Here is a 16907-nt window from a genome sequence, read left to right as displayed (position 1 = left end):
CCTGCCATTGTCCCAAGGAGTCACCCATGCCGTCATGGCTCTCTGTCTCCACGTCTGCCATCACCACACTCAACCGCTGGATCTTCCAGGCCACGGTGTGGTTGATGGCCATCGTGGTCCCCGTCATGCTTTATGAAGTCATTGCACGCTATGTGTTCAATGCGCCCACGGTGTGGGGCATGGAGCTGGCCGTGCTGCTGTTCGGCCCCTACTTTCTGCTGGGCGGGCCGTACCTGCTGCACCTCAAGGGCCATGTGGCGCTCGACGTGGCGCGCCAGCGCCTGAGCCCCGCATGGCAGCGGCGGCTGGACCTGGTGAACTTTCCCATCATCGTGCTGTTCTGCGCCATCCTGCTGTACTTCAGCGCACCCGCAGCCTACAGCGCCTTCACCTACCGCGAGACCAGCTTTTCAGCCTGGAACCCACCTATCTGGCCGGTGAAGGCCGCCGTGCCGCTGGCCCTGGCGCTGATGCTGCTGCAGGCCGTGGTGGAGTTCTTTCGCACGCTGTTTGGCGAAGCAACCGTTGACGCGTCCCCCGCGGAGGCCCACCCATGACCTCCAACATGATTCTGGTGCTGATGTTCGGCAGCCTCACGCTGTTCATGCTCACCGGCCTGCCCATTGCCTTCGTGCTGGGCGGCCTATCGCTGCTGTTCACCGTGACGCTGTGGGAACCCAACGCGGTCATCGTGCTGGTGCTGCAGATCTTCGACACGATGAAGTCCGAGGCACTGCTCGCGATCCCGCTGTTCATCCTGATGGCCTGCATCCTGCAGCGCTCGGGTGTCATCGAAGACCTGTACCGCGCGATGGAGCTGTGGTTTGGGCGCCTCAAAGGCGGCCTCGCCATCGGCACCGTCATCATCTGCGTGGTGATGGCGGCCATGACCGGCGTGGTGGGTGCCGCCGTGACGGCCATGGGCATCCTGGCCCTGCCAGAGATGCTGCGGCGCGGCTACAAGCCCGAGCTGGCGCTGGGCACGATCTGCGCGTCGGGCACGCTGGGTATCCTGATCCCGCCATCGGTGCTGACCATCGTGTACGCCGTCACGGCCCAGATCTCCATCGGCCAGATGCTGATTGCAGGCATTGTGCCGGGCCTCATCCTGGCCGCGCTGTACATCGCCTACATCATCGTGGTGGGCTGGGTGAAGCCCGAGTGGGTGCCCCTGGACCCCACCACCCGCAAGGCGCCAATGCGCGAAAAGCTGGTGGCACTGAAGGCCCTGGTGATACCCGCCATGCTGATCGTGATGATCCTGGGCTCGATCTTCTTCGGCATCGCGACACCGACCGAGTCTGCTGCGGTAGGCGTGGCCGGAGCGCTGCTGCCCAGCCTTATCAAGCGCCGGTGGGAGCGCGGCATGCTGCGCGGCGCAGCGACCGATGCACTGAAAGCCACGGCGATGATCCTGTGGATCACGCTGGGTGCCAAGGCCTATGTGGCCATCTTCACCGGCCTGGGCGGGGCGGACACTTTGCTGCAGTTCATCCAGGGGCTGGACGTGAACCGCTGGCTCATCCTGGCGGCCATGATGCTGTTGCTGGTGTTCCTGGGCACGGTGCTGGACGAGCTGGGAATCATCCTGCTCACGGTGCCGGTGTTCCTGCCCATCGTGCGGCTGCTGGGCTTTGACGAGCTGTGGTTTGGCGTGCTGTACGCCATCACCATCCAGATGGGCTACATCAGCCCGCCGTTCGGCTACACGCTGTTCTACATCAAAGGGACGCTGCCCAGCCACATTGGAATGAACGCCGTGTACTGGGGCATCTTGCCGTTCTTCGGGCTGCAGTTCGTCGGCCTGCTCATCTGCGCGGCCTTCCCCGATCTGGTCACCTACCTGCCCCGGCTGATGGCGTCGCGCTGAGCCGCTTGTTCACCCATTTATCCCAAACACGTCCATGACTTCCACCGCACACCCCAGCAGCCGCATCGGCGGTTTTCACAAGCTCGCCATTCCCGCACGCATCGACGCCGTGGCCCAGTTTGCGGGCCTTGGCGACGACGACAAGGCCCACCTGCTGAACACCGGCAACCTGCCTGCCGAACTGGCCGACCACCTCATCGAGAACGTCATCGGCACGATGAACATCCCCGTGGGCATTGCCACCAACATGAAGATCGACGGCCGAGACCGGCTGATCCCCATGGCCACCGAAGAATCGTCGGTGGTGGCCGCGGTGTGCAACGCGGCACGCCAGTGTTATGACCACGGTGGCTTCATCACGTCCATGTCGGGCACCGAGATGATTGCGCAGATCCAGCTCACGCAGGTGTCTGACCCGCAGCACGCACGCATCCGCATCCTGGAGCACAAGGAAGACATCCGCACGCTGTGCGATGCCTGCGACCCCATCCTCGTCAAGCTGGGCGGCGGCTTCCGCGACCTGGAGGTGCGGGTCATCGACACCCGCGGCGGCACCATGGTGATCACCCACCTCATCGTGGACACGCGCGACGCCATGGGCGCCAATGCCGTCAACACCATGGCCGAAAAGATTGCGCCGCAGATTGCGGCATGGACGGGCGGGCAGACCAACCTGCGCATCCTGTCGAACCTGGCCGACCGGCGCCTGGCGCGCGCGCGCTGCGTGTGGCGCACGGCCGACATCGGCGGCGAGGCGGTGCGCGACGGCATGCTGGCGGCCTACCACTTTGCGGCAGCCGACCCCTACCGCGCCGCCACGCACAACAAGGGCATCATGAACGGCGTGAGCGCCGTGGTGCTTGCCACCGGCAACGACACGCGCGCGGTAGAAGCCGGTGCCCACGCCTACGCCGCACGCGGCGGCCACTACACCAGCCTGACAACGTGGGAGGTGACCAACGGCGGCGACCTGGCAGGCTCCATCGAAATGCCCATGGCCGTGGGCCTGGTGGGCGGCGCCACCAAGCTGCACCCCACGGCCAAGACAGCGCTCAAGATTCTGGGCGTCACGTCGGCCCGCGAGCTGGCCCAGATCATTGCGGCCGTGGGCCTGGCGCAAAACTTTTCGGCCATGAAGGCCCTGGCCACTACCGGCATCCAGAAGGGGCACATGGCCCTGCACGCGCAGAACATCGCGATGATGGCGGGCGCCGCGGGCGACGAGATCGACCGCGTCGCGCAGGTGCTGGTGGCGCAGGGCACGGTGCGCATCGACGTTGCGGAGGCCGAGTTGCAGCGGCTGCGCAGTGGTGCATGAATTCGTTCACAGCGGCAGCGTGAGAGTGCCGAGCCGCATCACCCCGCCACCTGGAAAAGCGACCTAGAAATTACCCACAAAAAAAGCCACCAGCGCCTTGTTCATAGGCGCTGGCAGCTATTGTTTTTGAAGAATGCCGCAACCCGAAACCACCGGGAGCGGGGGTGGCCTGCTCTGCAGCCCGCCTATTGCACCCCCGCCACCATCATGGGGCGGTTGCTACGGCACCAGATCGGTGCCAGATGGCCAATCTGGATGGTCAGCTCATTGCCCTTGCCGAGCACGGTGGTGGGGCCGTTGCTGAAGGCGTAGCCGGTTTCCGTGGCTTGTTTGGGCAGTTCCACCGTCCAGCCGCTGCGCCGCAACACGCTGCGGCCTTGCTCGGGGTAGAACTGCATCTCCACCTTTTCGCCATTGCCGCAGGCGAACTGCATGCTGCCGCGGTCCGTTGGCTCGCTAAAGGCCTGCATCACGGGCGGCTGGCTTGCGCATCCCGACATCAACAGCGTTGCCAGCGCACCTGAACACAGCGAAACCATCTTCTTCATCAGTCACTCCTTAGTAGCGATGTGCATTGCGGCACACACTCCAACCTGCAAACTGCTTGTGGCCACCGACCACCGGGGTCACTGGGGGCTCCCAAGCACAAACCTTGCCACCACTCCGCTGCAGGCGAGAAGCCGAAACCGAGGAACGGTTTCAGCCGCCATCCACACCCAGCGCAGGGCATGCCCATGAGAGTGCCGCACGGTCCACGCCCCGTCGATTGGGGTGATCCCCACATCGAGAGTCTTCTCTAAAGTCTGACTTCGCTCCGTGGCGCCCCGATGACGGGCAAGACTGCCCCGTCCAACACGGCATTGCAGGCACGCATGGTTGCAATGCACGGGCCTGGCACCCGATTGCGCGCAGCTTGGCCCCAAAACGCCACGTCACCTTGGCGACTGGAGCGCCTGCGGCGACGGCTCGGGACATACCCTTAGTACCTCCGCAAATCGGGATGAAACAGCGGCCCTTGCCCAACGGTGAGCCGCTGGCCCGAGCCCTGGTTTGCGCAAGTCACGACCCTTATCCCTCCCCCAACGCCCCTACTGCCTGCCCCACGCGCCCGTCGGCCGCTCCCGTCTGGTGCAGATTGGCGGACCCGGCAACCCCTGCGATTCACGCGAGACAGCGGTCACCGTCCTGTCCATGTACGCTCGAAACGGGGCAGCCTGTTGCCACCCCTTTTTGGAGACCCACCACCGTGCAGGTGCCCCCGCCCCCCACACCCACTACCCCACTGCTCCCCCTCCGCGCCGCCTGGGCCATGCTGCTGGCACTGGTGACGGGTTTTGCGCTGAGCCAGGCGTTTCGCACCATCACGGCCATCATGGCTACGGGCCTGCGGGCAGAGTTCGGCCTGTCGGCGCAGGCGCTGGGCGTGTTTGCCGGCGCGTTTGCATTCGCCTTCGGCACCATGCAGCTTTTCATGGGCATCGGCATCGACCTCTATGGCGTGCGGCGCACGCTGCTGGTGGCGTTTCCGCTGGCGATTGCGGGCTCGGTGCTGTCGGCGCTGGCGCCCGGCTATGGCGCGGTGCTGCTGGGGCAGGTGCTGATCGGCGTGGGCTGCGCGCCCGCGTTTTTGGTGTGCACGGTGTTCATTGCGCGCTACTTTCCGGCCAGCCGGTTTGCGATGGTGTCGGGCGTGGCCATGGGTGTGGGTGGGCTGGGCATGTTGTTCACGGGCACGCCGCTGGCGTGGCTGGTGCAGCTGTCGTCCTGGCGCATGGGTTTTGCGGTGCTGGCGGGTTTTGCGGCGCTGGCCTGGCTGCTGATCTTCTGGAAGGTGCACGAGCCCGCGCAACCCACGCACAATGCGCCCCCGCGCGAATCGGTGCTGCAGGCGGTGCGCGGGTTTGGCGCGCTGTTCTTGCTGCCGCACACCGCCGGAATCATGCTGCTGGCGCTGACAACGTATGCCTCCTTCCTCACGCTGCGCGGGCTGTGGCTGGGGCCGCTGCTCATTGAGCGGCATGGCTATTCGCTGGTCGCCAGCGGCAACGTGGCCATGTTGTCGTCGCTGGTGTCGCTGTTCACACCGGCATTGTTCGGGCGGCTCGACCCGGGGCCTGGCCAACGCCGCCGCTGGATCACGGGCTTCACGGTGCTGCTGGCAACCCTCTTCGGTGCCATCGGCCTGCTCCACGCCGAGTGGCTGGACGTGGCGGGCTCCATCGCGGTGGGCCTGTTGTCGGGCTACATGGTGCTGGAGTATTCAGACGTGCGTTCGGCCTACGCACCCGCCGTCACCGGGCGCGCCATGGCGGTGTTCACGATGGCGCTGTTTCTGGGCGTGGCACTGATGCAGTGGGTGACCGGCGTGGCAGCCTCCATCGCCGCCGCACAGGGCGCAGACCCGTATGTGGCTGTGATGCTGACCATTGCCGCCATGCTGGCGACAGGCGCCCTGGCGTTCAGGTGCCTGCCGGTGCCAGCACACTGACCCGTGCTGGGGACGTGCCCGCCACGCGCCACCACTGCAGCACACCAAACAGCAGCTCAAACAGCGTGAAGCCCAGCACGATCATATTGGCGCCGTGGGCCACGGCATAGATCTGCCAGGCCGCAAACAGAAACCGCGCCACGCCATCCAGCCGCCCCAGCAGCAGTGACGGAGCCACCATGCGCGCGAGCGACCACACCACCACCACTGACCCCAGCAGGTTGGCAAGCAGCATGTGGGTGGAATCCAGCGGGTGCAAGGTGCCAGGCAGACCCAGCGTGGCGGCCAGCGTGCCCAGTTGGGCGTACAGCCAGGCAAAGGTCCAGGGCAACGCGAAGGGCCAGGTGATCAGCAGGTCGTACCAACCGCTGGCACGCACGATGCGCAGGTAGCGGGGCGTAGACCAAGAGAAAGCGGCAGCGGGTTTGGCGACAGCCGCAGGATGGGTGCGGACGGCAGGAATGGTGGACATGGCAGCGCGGCAATAGAAGTGAAAGAAGCCCGCAGCTTCAGGCCTGAAGTACGCTTCAGGGTCAAGCAGAATCTTCTGCCCCGCCCTTTTGATGGAAAGAATGCCCCATGAACCTCATCCAGCTGACCGACCTGCGCCCCGAAGACATCCGGCACATCTGGGCACTGGTCAACGCGCCCGGGCCCACGCTGCGCGGCACCGTGGCATGGTCGTTTGAAGGCAACGGCATCCGCACCCGCACAACGTTCATCGAGGCCTTTCGGCAGCTCGGGCTGGCGTTCACCGAGCTGCCCAATCTGCTCAAGACCAGCGAACGGGCCTGCGACCTGGCGGGCTACCTCGACCCGTTTTACACGGTGTATGTGGTGCGTGAAACCAACCATGCACGGCTGTCGGAGTTTGCCGCCGCGTCGCTGCGGCCGGTGATCAACGCCATGTCGGCCCAGGGCCACCCATGCGAGGTGCTGACCGATGCGTACTTCGTCGATACACAGATCAAACCTCTGGCGCAGGCGCGCGTGTGCCTATGGGGGCCCAGCACCAATGTGTTTCGTTCATGGCACGGGTTGGCCCAGGTACTGGGGTTTGAACTGGTGCAGGTGTGCCACCGGCGCTTTCACGAGGTACTGCCACAGGTGGTCTTTGCCGAGCCTTCCGCCATGCAAGGCCCGGTGGATGTGGTGATCACCGACAGCTGGCCCGCGGGCGCCGAGGCCGACGCCGAGACCCAAACCGACATGACACCGCTGACCGAAGAACACCTGGCCGCCTTGGGCAACCCCGCCCTGCTGCCCACACCGCCCTTCACACTGGGCCGGGAGCTGACGGTGGACCCGGTGGAGTACCCCGGTTTTGTGGGCTACGCACAAAAACAACTGTTGCTGCCGGTGCAGACCGCCATCCTCCGGTGGGCACTGGGCGCAGCCAGCGACGCCCCCACCGGAGGCGACCGTGCTGATCGGTGAACTCGCCACCGCCTCGGGCCTGAGCCGCGAGGCCCTGCGGTTTTACGAGCAGCAGGGGCTGATCCGCGCGCAACGGCTTGCCAATGGCTACCGCGACTACCCGGCCGAAACGGCGATGCTGGTGCAGTACATCCGCACCGCGCAGCAGCTGGGCTTTACGCTGGCAGAGATTGGCGACCGGCTGCCCGCCATCTGGGACGCCGCCGACCCCGGCCCAGCGCTGGCCCAGGTGCTGGCAGTGAAGCTGCAGGAGATCGACGCACGCATTGCCGCGCTGCAGGCCCTGCGCCAGACTCTGGCCGAGCGGGTGGCCACGGACTGCCCACTGCGTGGGGCCGTTGCCGCCGCCTGAATGGCGCAATGGCCCCTCATCGTCGGCAGCCTCCAAAATATCATGCAAAAACAGGCCTTAGCGCTTATCCAATAAGCGTATAAAGCTATATATTTAATAGCAATCATCCTGCAAGAAATGGGCGCTGGCCCATGGCGCGTACAGCAGGTCTGCAGGCGCGCATCGCGCTGCCACCTCCCCCCCGCTCAGCCCCTGTTGTTCACGCGGCCGATGAGGCAACCGAGTGCAGCAGCACGGGGTGGTTGCCATCGGCATCCACACTCTCGATCTGCACCCCAAAACCCCACAGGCGCGCCACATGCCGCAGCACCTCCTGCGTGTCGTCGGCCAGCGGGCGGCCCTGGAACTGGGTGTGGCGCAGGGTCAGGCTGCGGTCGCCGCGCAGGTTCACGTTCCAGACCTGGATGTTGGGCTCGCGCGTGCCCAGGTCGTACTGCTGCGACAGCATCTGGCGCAGGCGGCGGTAGCCGTTCTCATCGTGGATCTCGCTGACCACCAGCTCGCGCTCGTTGGCATCGTCGTGCAGCGCAAACAGACGCATCTCGCGCATCAGATGCGGGCTGAGGTACTGGCCGATGAAACTCTCGTCCTTGAAGTTGCGCATGGCGTGGTCCAGCGCGGGCAGCCAGGGTGTACCTGCGATGTCGGGGAACCAGTGCCGATCCTCCTCCGTGGGGTTCTGGCAGATGCGCTGGATGTCGCGGTACATGGAAAACCCCAGCGCATAGGGGTTGATGCCGCTGTAGGCGCGGTGGCCCACGGGCGGCTGGTAGATGACGTTGGTGTGCGAGCCCAGCCATTCGATCATCACCCCGTCGCTCAGGTAGCCCTCGTCGTACAGCGTATTGAGCAGCGTGTAGTGCCAGAACGTGGCCCAGCCTTCGTTCATCACCTGGGTCTGGCGCTGCGGGTAGAAATACTGCGCGATCTTGCGCACGATGCGCACGATCTCGCGCTGCCAGGGTTCCAGCAGGGGCGCGTTTTTTTCGATGAAGTACAGGATGTTCTCTTGCGGCTCCTGCGGAAAGCGGTTGTGCTCCTGCGTGGCATCCTCCTTGCCGGGACGCATGGGCAGGGTGCGCCACAGCTCGTTCACCTGCTGCTGGGCATAGGCCTCGCGCTGCGCGCGCTCCAGCCGTTCGCGCGCCAGGTTCTTCTTGGAGGGGCGGCGGTAGCGGTCCACTCCAAAGTTGGCCAGCGCGTGGCACGAATCCATGAGCCGCTCCACTTCGGCCATGCCGTAGCGCTCTTCGCACTGGGCCACGTAGTCCTTGGCATACACCAGGTAGTCGATGATGCTGGACGCGTCGGTCCACATGCGAAACAGGTAGTTGCCCTTGAAGAAGCTGTTGTGCCCGTAGGCCGCATGCGCAATCACCAGCGCCTGCATGGCGGTGGTGTTCTCCTCCATCAGGTAGCTGATGCAGGGGTTGGAGTTGATGACGATCTCATACGCCAGCCCCATGTGCCCGCGCCGGTAGCGCCGCTCGGTGGCCAGAAACTCCTTGCCGTAGCTCCAGTGCCGGTAGTTCACCGGCATGCCCACGCTGGAGTAGGCATCCATCATCTGCTCGGCGGTGATGATCTCCAGCTGGTTGGGGTAGGTGTCGAGGCCAAAGCGCTCTGCCGTGGCGGCAATGGCGGCGTGGTAGCGCTCGATCAGCTCAAACGTCCAGTCGCTCGGGTCGGGCAACGGCTCGGCAGGCCGCGCGCCCGCAGGCAGGGGCTGGCCGGGCACGGCGCGGTGGCGGCGCTCACCCACGGCGGCGGCCTTCCAGGGGTTGTCGCTGACGCGGCGCTCCAGCACCGGATACTGCACAACGTTGTTCATGCGGCCACCCCCTCTTTCTTGAAGAGGTCGCGGAACACCGGGTAGATGTCGCCGGGTGCGGCGACCTTGCGCATTGCAAAGTGGGAGAACAGCGGCATCAACTGGCTGTACTCGTCCCACAGGTTCTGCTCCTCTTCTGCCACCTGCACATAGGCAAAGTAGCGCACCAGCGGCAGGATCTTGTCCACCAGCAGGTTGCGGCAGATGCCACTGTCGTTGGTGAAGTTGTCGCCATCACTGGCCTGGGCCACGTAGATGTTCCAGTCGCCCTGCGGATAGCGCGCACGGATGATCTGGTCCAGCAGCGCCAGCGCGCTGCTGACCACGGTGCCGCCGCTCTCGGTGGAGTGAAAGAACTGCTCTTCGCTCACCTCGGCCGCCTGGGTGTGGTGGCGGATGAACACGATGTCGATGGTCTCGTAGTGCCGCGTGAGAAACAGGTACAGCAGGATGAAGAACCGCTTGGCCAGGTCCTTGCGCGTCTCGTCCATGGAGCCCGACACGTCCATCACGCAGAACATCACCGCCTGGCTGCTGGGCACTGGCACCGGCGTACGCGCACGAAAGCGCAGGTCGATGGGATCGAGGTACGGAATCTTGTCGATGCGCGCCGTCAGCGCATCGATGCGGCGCTGCAGCTCGGCCACCGCTTCGCTCGTGCCGTCGTCCTGCGCCAGCAGGGCGTCCAGCTCGGCCTGCAGCGCCAGCAGCTCGCGGTGGGTCGACTTGCCCAGCGCAATGCGCCGCCCCAGCGCCCCGCGCATGGTGCGCAGCACAGCCAGGTTGTTGGGGATTCCATCCTGGCTGTAGCCCGCGCGGCGCGACTTCCACTGCGGGTTCTCGCCGATGTGGGTGCGCAGCAGGTGCGGCAGCGCCAGGTCTTCAAAAAAGAGCTGCATGAACTCTTCCTTGGTCAGCGTGAAGGTGAAGTCGTCCTCGCCCTCCCCACTGTCGCTGGCCTGCGAGCCGCGCCCGCCCGCTCCGCCCTGGGGCCGTTCGATGCGGTCGCCGCGCACATGCTCTGCGTTGCCGGGGTGCACCGTGTCTCGGATGCCGCCTTGGCCATGGTGGAACACGGGCTCGCTGATGTCCTTGCGCGGTATGGTGATGCTCTCGGCCTGCTCCATGTCGCGGATGCCGCGCTGCGAGACAGCACGACGCACCGCGTCCGCGATCTGTTCCTTGTAACGGCGAACAAATCGCTCGCGGTTGCCCACCGACTTGTTCTTGCCAGCGAGCCTGCGATCGATGATTTGCAATGCCATCCGTTGCCCCCATGCATGAACCAGCGCCCGCAGGGCTGCGCTGGCAATCCAGTCCCTTGATCAGCTGCTCTTGCGCACACGCAAGTACCACTCACACAACAGCCGCACCTGCTTGGGCGTGTAGCCCTTGTTCACCATGCGGGTGACAAAGTCCTCGTGCTTGCGCGCCTCTTCGGCGCTGGCCTTGGCGTTGAAGCTGATCACGGGCAGCAGCTCTTCGGTGTTGGAGAACATCTTCTTCTCGATCACCAGGCGCAGCTTCTCGTAGCTGGTCCAGCTGGGGTTCTGGCCCTGGTTGTTGGCGCGCGCGCGCAGCACAAAATTGACGATCTCGTTGCGAAAGTCCTTCGGGTTGGCAATGCCTGCAGGCTTCTCGATCTTTTCCAGCTCGGCGTTGAGTGCGCCCCGGTCGAACACCTCGCCGGTGTCGGTGTCGCGGTACTCGTTGTCCTGGATCCAGTAGTCGGCGTAGGTCACGTAGCGGTCAAAAATGTTCTGGCCGTATTCGCTGTAGCTCTCCAGGTAGGCGGTCTGGATCTCCTTGCCAATGAACTCGGCATAGCGGGGGGACAGGAACTCCTTGATGTAGCTGGTGTACTTGGTCTCCAGCTCGGCAGGGAACTGCTCGCGCTCGATCTGCTGCTCCAGCACATACATCAGGTGCACCGGGTTGGCGGCCACCTCGGCACTGTCAAAGTTGAACACCTTCGACAAAATCTTGAACGCAAAGCGGGTCGATATACCCGTCATGCCCTCGTCCACGCCTGCGTAGTCGCGGTACTCCTGGTAGCTCTTGGCGCGCGGGTCGGTGTCTTTCAGGCTCTCGCCGTCGTACACCTGCATCTTGCTGAAGATGCTGGAGTTCTCGGGCTCTTTCAGCCGCGTGAGGATGGCGAACTGCGCCATCATCTTGAGCGTGCCCGGCGCACACACGGCGTTGCCCAGCGACGACTCGCGGATGAGTTTTTCGTAAATGCGGGTCTCTTCGCTCACCCGCAGGCAGTACGGCACCTTGACGATGTAGATGCGGTCCAGAAACGCCTCGTTGTTCTTGTTGTTGCGAAATGCCTTCCACTCGCTCTCGTTGCTGTGCGCAAGCACCACGCCATCGAACGGGATGGCGCCAAAGCCTTCCGTGCCCTTGTAGTTGCCTTCCTGCGTGGCCGTGAGCAGCGGGTGCAGCACCTTGATGGGCGCCTTGAACATTTCCACGAATTCGAGCAGGCCCTGGTTGGCCAGGCAGAGGCCTCCGCTGTAGCTGTAGGCGTCGGTGTCGTCCTGCGCAAAGGTTTCTAGCTTGCGGATGTCCACCTTGCCCACCAGGCTGGAGATGTCCTGGTTGTTCTCATCGCCCGGCTCGGTCTTGGCAATGCCCACCTGCTTCAAGATGCTGGGGTAGCGCTTGACCACGCGGAACTGGCGGATGTCGCCGCCAAACTCGTCGAGCCGCTTGACCGCCCACGGCGAGAGCACACGCTGCAGGTAGCGGCGCGGAATGCCGAACTGTTCCTCCAAAACCGGGCCGTCCTCTAGCGCATCAAACAGGCCCAGCGGCGATTCGTTCACCGGCGAGCCCTTGAGCGCATAGAAAGGCACCTTCTGCATCAGGTGCTTGAGCCGCTCCGCGATGGAGCTCTTACCGCCGCCCACAGGACCCAGCAGATAAAGAATCTGCTTGCGCTCTTCCAGCCCTTGCGCAGCATGGCGAAAGAAACTCACCACCTGCTCGATGGCGTCCTCCATGCCGTAGAACTCGGCAAAGGCCGGGTAGCGCTTGATCACCTTGTTGGCAAAAAGCCGTGACATGCGCGGGTCATTGCGCGTGTCCACCATCTCGGGCTCGCCAATGGCGGCCAGCATGCGCTGGGCGGCCGTGGCGTAGGCCATGGGATCGCGCTTGCACTCCACGAGGTACTCGTCAATCGACATTTCCTCTTCGCGGCTACGGGCATAACGCGCGGCGAAACTGCTGATGGCATCCATACGACCTCCTGTGGCGGCACCCCCGGCGGGCTCGGGTGGTGCCACGGTGTTGCAGTGGGAATCGCTACCGGCTTGGCCCTTTGTAGCACCACGGCGTGCGCTTGAACAGCAAATTCGCTGGCGCATCCGTTGCCTTTTCGGGGCTTTGCACACACAGGGATAGAGCGTGGCACACTGCGCAAAGTTCATCCCGCGCAGCGCATGCAGGGGTTGCCCCGGATAGGGAATATCCTGACAACCTGGCGGCGCTGTTCACCCACCCTGCAGGGTCATGAACCGGGCGGCTCGGTGCGGGCAGTTACCACCACCCCGCCCACTGCAATGAACTCACAACGAACTGGCGCTGGAGCCATCGCCCCGGTACAACCAGGGCACATCCAGCAACCGCTCGCCCAGCAGGCGCAGCGACAGATCGCGGCCCCAGCGCACAGGCCCGGTGGCATGGAAGATGCGGCCGTTGCGGATGGAGCGCGTCTGCACCCGGGCGTTTCGCTCCCAGCGGTTAAGGGCGTAGCGGGTAAGGCGCAGCGGCACGTCCAGGTCGTGCATGGCCAGCGCCCGCTGCAGCTCGGCCGCGTCTTCAATGGCCATGCCAGCGCCCTGGGCCAGGTAGGGGCGCATGGGGTGGGCCGCATCGCCCAAGAGGGCCACCAGGCCTTGCGCCATCTCGTCGGCAGCGCGCACCGGAGGGCGATCGCACAGCGGCCACAGGCGCCAGCCGGGGCCACCGGCGGCACCCACGCTGCGCACGACATCCTGCAGCGCCGTGCAGGTGCCTTGCAGGGCGTGCTCCAGGCCCGCAGCATTGGCAGCGTGGTCCCAGTTTTCCAGATCGTGCGGCGCGGGGCCTTGCACAATGACGACGATGTTCTGCAGCTCGCCCCGGCGCACGGGGTACTGCACAGCATGCAGGCGCGGACCCAGCCAGGCGGTGACCTGGCCTGTGCGCAATGCATCGGGCAGCGCATGCTGCGGGACCAGCGCGCGGTAGGCCAGGTGCCCTGTCACGCGGGGCGGCACGGCACCGAGCAGCTGGGTGCGCGTGCGGCTCCACAGGCCATCGGCACCAATGAGCGCATCGCCTTCCACCTCCTTGCCCCGGCTGGTGCGAACAGTCACGACGCCCTCGGCATCGGTGAATCCGTCGATGGCGTGCTCCAGATGCAACTGCGTGTCGGTGTATTTGGTCACCGCGGAAAGCAGCAGACCATGCAGGTCGGCGCGGTGGATGGTGGCGTAGGCCGCACCATAGCGCTGCACCGCCGTGGGGCCCAACGGCAGCACGGCCAGTTCCTTGCCACTGACGGCGTTGCGCACCTGCAAGCGGCTGGGGAACGCGGCCACCGCCTGCAACGGCTGCTGCAGGCCCCAGGCCTGTAGGCGGCGCACTACGTTCGGCCCGATCTGCACGCCGGCGCCCACTTCGCTGAATGCTGCCGCGCGTTCATACAGCCGCACATCCCACCCCGCGCGCGATGCGCCCAACGCGGCGGCCAAGCCGCCAATGCCGCCACCGGCGACCAATACCTGCTTCTTCATGCACCGATTGTGCCGTGCGGGCGTGCCTGGATGTTTGTCATGGCGCAGGGGCCCTGCAACCACATCCAGACACCACACCACGCCATACGTCGCTCGTCACAGCGCAGGCCGCAGCGCCCGCTCCAGAACCTCTGGTGGCATGGGGCGGCCAAACAGGTAGCCCTGGAAAGCCTGGCAGCCATGGCGCTGCAGGAACTCCAGCTGGCCCGTGGTCTCCACGCCTTCGGCCACCACGGCCAGATCCAGGCTGTGCGCCAGCGCAAGAATGGTTCGCACGATGGCAGCATCGTTGGGGTCGGTCTGTAGATCGCGCACAAAACTCTGGTCAATCTTGAGCTGGTCCAGCGGCAGGCGCTTCAAGTAGCTCAAGGAGGAATAGCCGGTGCCAAAGTCGTCCAGCGAGAAGCCCACACCATAGCGCCGCAGGTACTCCATGCGCGAGATCACATCCTCCACATCGGCCAGCAGCAGGCTTTCCGTCAGTTCCAGCTTCAGGCGCTCGGGGTTGGCCCCGCTGGACTGCAGTGAGCCCAGCACCTGCTCCACAAAATCGGGCTGGCGAAACTGCCGCACGCTCACGTTCACCGACAGGAAGAACTGTCGCGTGAGCGAGCTGCGCGACCACACCACCAGCTGCTCGCAAGCGGCCTGCAACACCCATTGCCCCAGCGGCAGGATGAGCCCTGTCTGCTCGGCCAGCGGGATGAATTCAGCTGGCGACACCAGCCCACGCCGGGGGTGCTTCCAGCGCACCAGGGCTTCCGCGCCCTGCAGGCGGCCCTTGCCGTCCACCACGGGCTGGTAGTACAGCACCAGTTCCTTGTCTTGCAGACCTCGGCGCAGGTCGGCCTCCAGGGCCGCACGGTTGCTCACTGCGGCCTGCATGTCGGGGTCGAAGAAGCGCTGGGTGTTGCGCCCTGCAGCTTTGGCCTGGTACATCGCCAGGTCCGCGTGCTTGAGCAGCTCGTCCACACTCACGGTCTGCTGGCCAAACAGCGCAATACCGATGCTCGGGGTGCTGTGGTGGCTGGTATCGCCCAGCGCGTAGGGCTTGCCCAGCGTAGTGGCGATATGGCTGGCCACCAGCGCGGCCTCGGCACTGGCGTGCGGGCCATCGGCACTCAGGCCTTCCACAAGCACCACGAATTCATCGCCGCCAAACCGTGCCACGGTGTCAGCCTCGCGCACGCAAGCCTTCAGACGCTGGGCCGCCTGCACCAGCAGCTGGTCGCCTGTATCGTGGCCCAGGGTGTCGTTGAGGTCTTTGAAGTTGTCCAGGTCGATGAACAGCAGAGCCCCTTGCGCGCCTGAGCGTGCCACGGCCGCCGTGGCGCGCTGCAGCCGGTCCACCAGCAAGCGGCGGTTGGGCAGGCCGGTGAGCACATCGTAAAACGCCAGCTGCTCGATCTGGCTCTCGACCCGCTTGCGCTCGGTAATGTCGCGGCCCACGCCCCGGTAGCCCCACAGGGCGCCCTGCGCGTCAAACACAGGCACACCGCTGACCGAGATCCAGTGCATGCTGCCATCGGGCCGCTGACGCTGCAGCTCCAGGTCGCGAAACGGCTGGTGGGCCTGCAGCACCGCGCGGTGCGCAGCCCAGTCGGTCTCGGTCATGTTGAGCGCGCCGATCTCCCAGCGCGTGCGGCCCATCACGTTGGACAGCGGTATGCCATTGACGCTCAGGTCGCCCGCCAGCTGCACAAAGCGCCCTTCGGCGTCATGCTCCCAGTACCAGTCGGACGACAGGTCACTCAGCGATCGAAAGCGCGCCTCGCTCTCACGCAACTCGTTCTCAACGCGCACGTAGTCGCTGACATCCGCAAAAGTGCGCACGAGACCCCCATCGGGCAGCCCGGTGGTGCGCACTTCAAACGTGCGGCCATCGGATGTGGTACGCCAGTAGACGGCGGGCGCAGGCGCCACGGCCCCCCCTGCCACGTAGTCATGCCCGCGCCGGTCCACTAGGCGGTGGCCTTCGCCAAAGTCACCACGCTCGGCCTGGATGCGGGTCAAGTCGGCCAGCGTGGGCCGCGTGGCCATCAGCGATTCGGGCAGGTTGAGCAGTTCCAGCACACGCTGGTTGTAGACGGTGATGCTGCCATCTGGCGCCGTCTTGAAGATGCCCTGGCTCATGCTGGCCAGGGTGGCCTGCAGAGCCGTGCGCTGCTCCTGCAGCAAAGTCAGCGCTTCTTGCCAGATGCGGGCGTCCACCATGCGCACGGGCTGGCCCTGCCCCTGGGCTCCCTGCAGCAGCACGGCCAGACGGTGCAAAAGCTCCGGCAGGTGTGCCACACCATCTGCCTCGCGCACCATGTAGTCACCCAGCCCGCAGCGAAACGCGCGTGCGGCCAATGCCTCCTGGTGGGCGTCGATGCACATCAGCACCGGACGGCCCGCGCACAGCTCCAGCACGCCGGGCAGGTCCTGCACTGAAGGCTTGAGGCACAACACCACGGCATCCCAGGCCTGCGACGCCAGCGGCGCCCGGGCGGCCTCGGGTGTGGGGCTGTTCACGACACGCCAGTCGGGGTAGCGGGTGGCGATCAGATGCCGCGCTGCCGCTGCATGCTGCGTGTCGCTGTCCACCCAGAGAATGCCCGGCTCGGTCATGGCTTGCGTCCTTCCGGCAGGGCCAGCGCGGGCTGGGCAAACAAGCCCAGCTGGTGTTCGCGCGCAAACACATCCATGGGTACCGGGCGCCCAAACAGATACCCCTGAAACCCCTCACACCCATGCAGCCTCAGGAAACTCAGCTGCCCCGTCGTCTCCACCCCCTCGGCCACCACCTCCAGGTCCAGGCTCTTGGCCAGCGCCAGGATGGTCC

14 protein-coding genes are annotated in these 16907 nt (G+C 65.3%); 6 read left to right on the top strand and 8 right to left on the bottom strand.

Annotated elements, in window-relative coordinates:
- Nucleotides 1-26: 26 nt before the first annotated feature.
- The 3 genes from LPA35_RS24630 to LPA35_RS24620 are packed head-to-tail and all read left to right on the top strand — an operon-like array spanning nucleotide 27 to nucleotide 3188.
- Nucleotides 27-557, top strand: coding sequence for a TRAP transporter small permease subunit (locus tag LPA35_RS24630; RefSeq protein WP_121507247.1), 531 nt, complete (start codon nucleotides 27-29; stop codon nucleotides 555-557).
- Nucleotides 554-1870, top strand: coding sequence for a TRAP transporter large permease subunit (locus tag LPA35_RS24625; RefSeq protein WP_121507248.1), 1317 nt, complete (start codon nucleotides 554-556; stop codon nucleotides 1868-1870). Before LPA35_RS24630 ends, LPA35_RS24625 begins: the two co-directional genes overlap by 4 nt.
- Nucleotides 1871-1904: 34 nt before the next feature.
- Nucleotides 1905-3188: a hydroxymethylglutaryl-CoA reductase, degradative gene (locus LPA35_RS24620; RefSeq protein ID WP_228899767.1), complete on the top strand. Its 1284-nt coding sequence runs from the start codon at nucleotides 1905-1907 to the stop codon at nucleotides 3186-3188.
- A 185-nt stretch (nucleotides 3189-3373) separates the two neighbouring features.
- On the opposite strand, the gene LPA35_RS24615 is transcribed toward LPA35_RS24620, so the two are convergent.
- Nucleotides 3374-3736 carry an MliC family protein gene (locus LPA35_RS24615; protein WP_055394413.1) on the bottom strand — a complete coding sequence of 121 codons (363 nt, stop codon included), beginning with the start codon at nucleotides 3734-3736 and terminating at the stop codon, nucleotides 3374-3376.
- Between the two features lie 761 nt (nucleotides 3737-4497).
- Between LPA35_RS24615 and LPA35_RS24610 the strand changes: the two genes are divergently transcribed.
- On the top strand, nucleotides 4498-5676 hold the full coding sequence (locus tag LPA35_RS24610; protein WP_228900069.1) for a nitrate/nitrite transporter: 1179 nt from the start codon (nucleotides 4498-4500) through the stop codon (nucleotides 5674-5676).
- Here the strand turns inward: LPA35_RS24610 and LPA35_RS24605 are convergent.
- Nucleotides 5648-6148, bottom strand: a complete 501-nt coding sequence (locus LPA35_RS24605) for a hypothetical protein (RefSeq protein ID WP_228899760.1) — start codon at nucleotides 6146-6148, stop codon at nucleotides 5648-5650. The genes LPA35_RS24610 and LPA35_RS24605 overlap by 29 nt on opposite strands.
- Before the next feature lie 107 nt (nucleotides 6149-6255).
- On the opposite strand from LPA35_RS24605, the gene LPA35_RS24600 reads away from it, so the two are divergent.
- Both LPA35_RS24600 and LPA35_RS24595 read left to right on the top strand, forming a co-directional pair.
- Nucleotides 6256-7113 carry an ornithine carbamoyltransferase gene (locus LPA35_RS24600; RefSeq protein WP_228899759.1) on the top strand — a complete coding sequence of 286 codons (858 nt, stop codon included), beginning with the start codon at nucleotides 6256-6258 and terminating at the stop codon, nucleotides 7111-7113.
- Nucleotides 7100-7465 (top strand): MerR family DNA-binding protein, encoded by a 366-nt coding sequence (locus LPA35_RS24595; RefSeq protein ID WP_228899757.1) that lies wholly within the window; start codon nucleotides 7100-7102, stop codon nucleotides 7463-7465. The genes LPA35_RS24600 and LPA35_RS24595 overlap by 14 nt, the downstream gene beginning before the upstream one ends.
- 199 nt (nucleotides 7466-7664) lie before the next feature.
- Here the strand turns inward: LPA35_RS24595 and LPA35_RS24590 are convergent, their stop codons facing one another.
- The 6 genes from LPA35_RS24590 to LPA35_RS24565 all read right to left on the bottom strand — a co-directional run.
- The gene (locus LPA35_RS24590) at nucleotides 7665-9296 is read right to left on the bottom strand and encodes a SpoVR family protein (protein WP_228899755.1); all 1632 of its coding nucleotides are present in this window, start codon (nucleotides 9294-9296) and stop codon (nucleotides 7665-7667) included.
- Complete coding sequence (locus tag LPA35_RS24585; protein ID WP_121419245.1) at nucleotides 9293-10561, bottom strand: YeaH/YhbH family protein; 1269 nt, start codon at nucleotides 10559-10561, stop codon at nucleotides 9293-9295. Before LPA35_RS24585 ends, LPA35_RS24590 begins: the two co-directional genes overlap by 4 nt.
- 60 nt (nucleotides 10562-10621) lie before the next feature.
- Nucleotides 10622-12544, bottom strand: coding sequence for a PrkA family serine protein kinase (locus tag LPA35_RS24580; protein WP_228899753.1), 1923 nt, complete (start codon nucleotides 12542-12544; stop codon nucleotides 10622-10624).
- Between the two features lie 327 nt (nucleotides 12545-12871).
- Complete coding sequence (locus tag LPA35_RS24575; protein WP_228899752.1) at nucleotides 12872-14083, bottom strand: FAD-dependent monooxygenase; 1212 nt, start codon at nucleotides 14081-14083, stop codon at nucleotides 12872-12874.
- Between the two features lie 96 nt (nucleotides 14084-14179).
- Nucleotides 14180-16693, bottom strand: coding sequence for a bifunctional diguanylate cyclase/phosphodiesterase (locus tag LPA35_RS24570; RefSeq protein WP_055401741.1), 2514 nt, complete (start codon nucleotides 16691-16693; stop codon nucleotides 14180-14182).
- Nucleotides 16690-16907 (bottom strand): EAL domain-containing protein (locus LPA35_RS24565; protein ID WP_228899744.1); only part of this gene is annotated, 218 nt, incomplete at its 5' end. The genes LPA35_RS24565 and LPA35_RS24570, both read right to left, overlap by 4 nt.

The organism is Acidovorax sp. Leaf73 (genome assembly GCF_916855635.1).
GTDB lineage: Bacteria > Pseudomonadota > Gammaproteobacteria > Burkholderiales > Burkholderiaceae_C > Acidovorax > Acidovorax facilis.
This window is presented reverse-complemented; position numbering and strand designations above follow the sequence as displayed.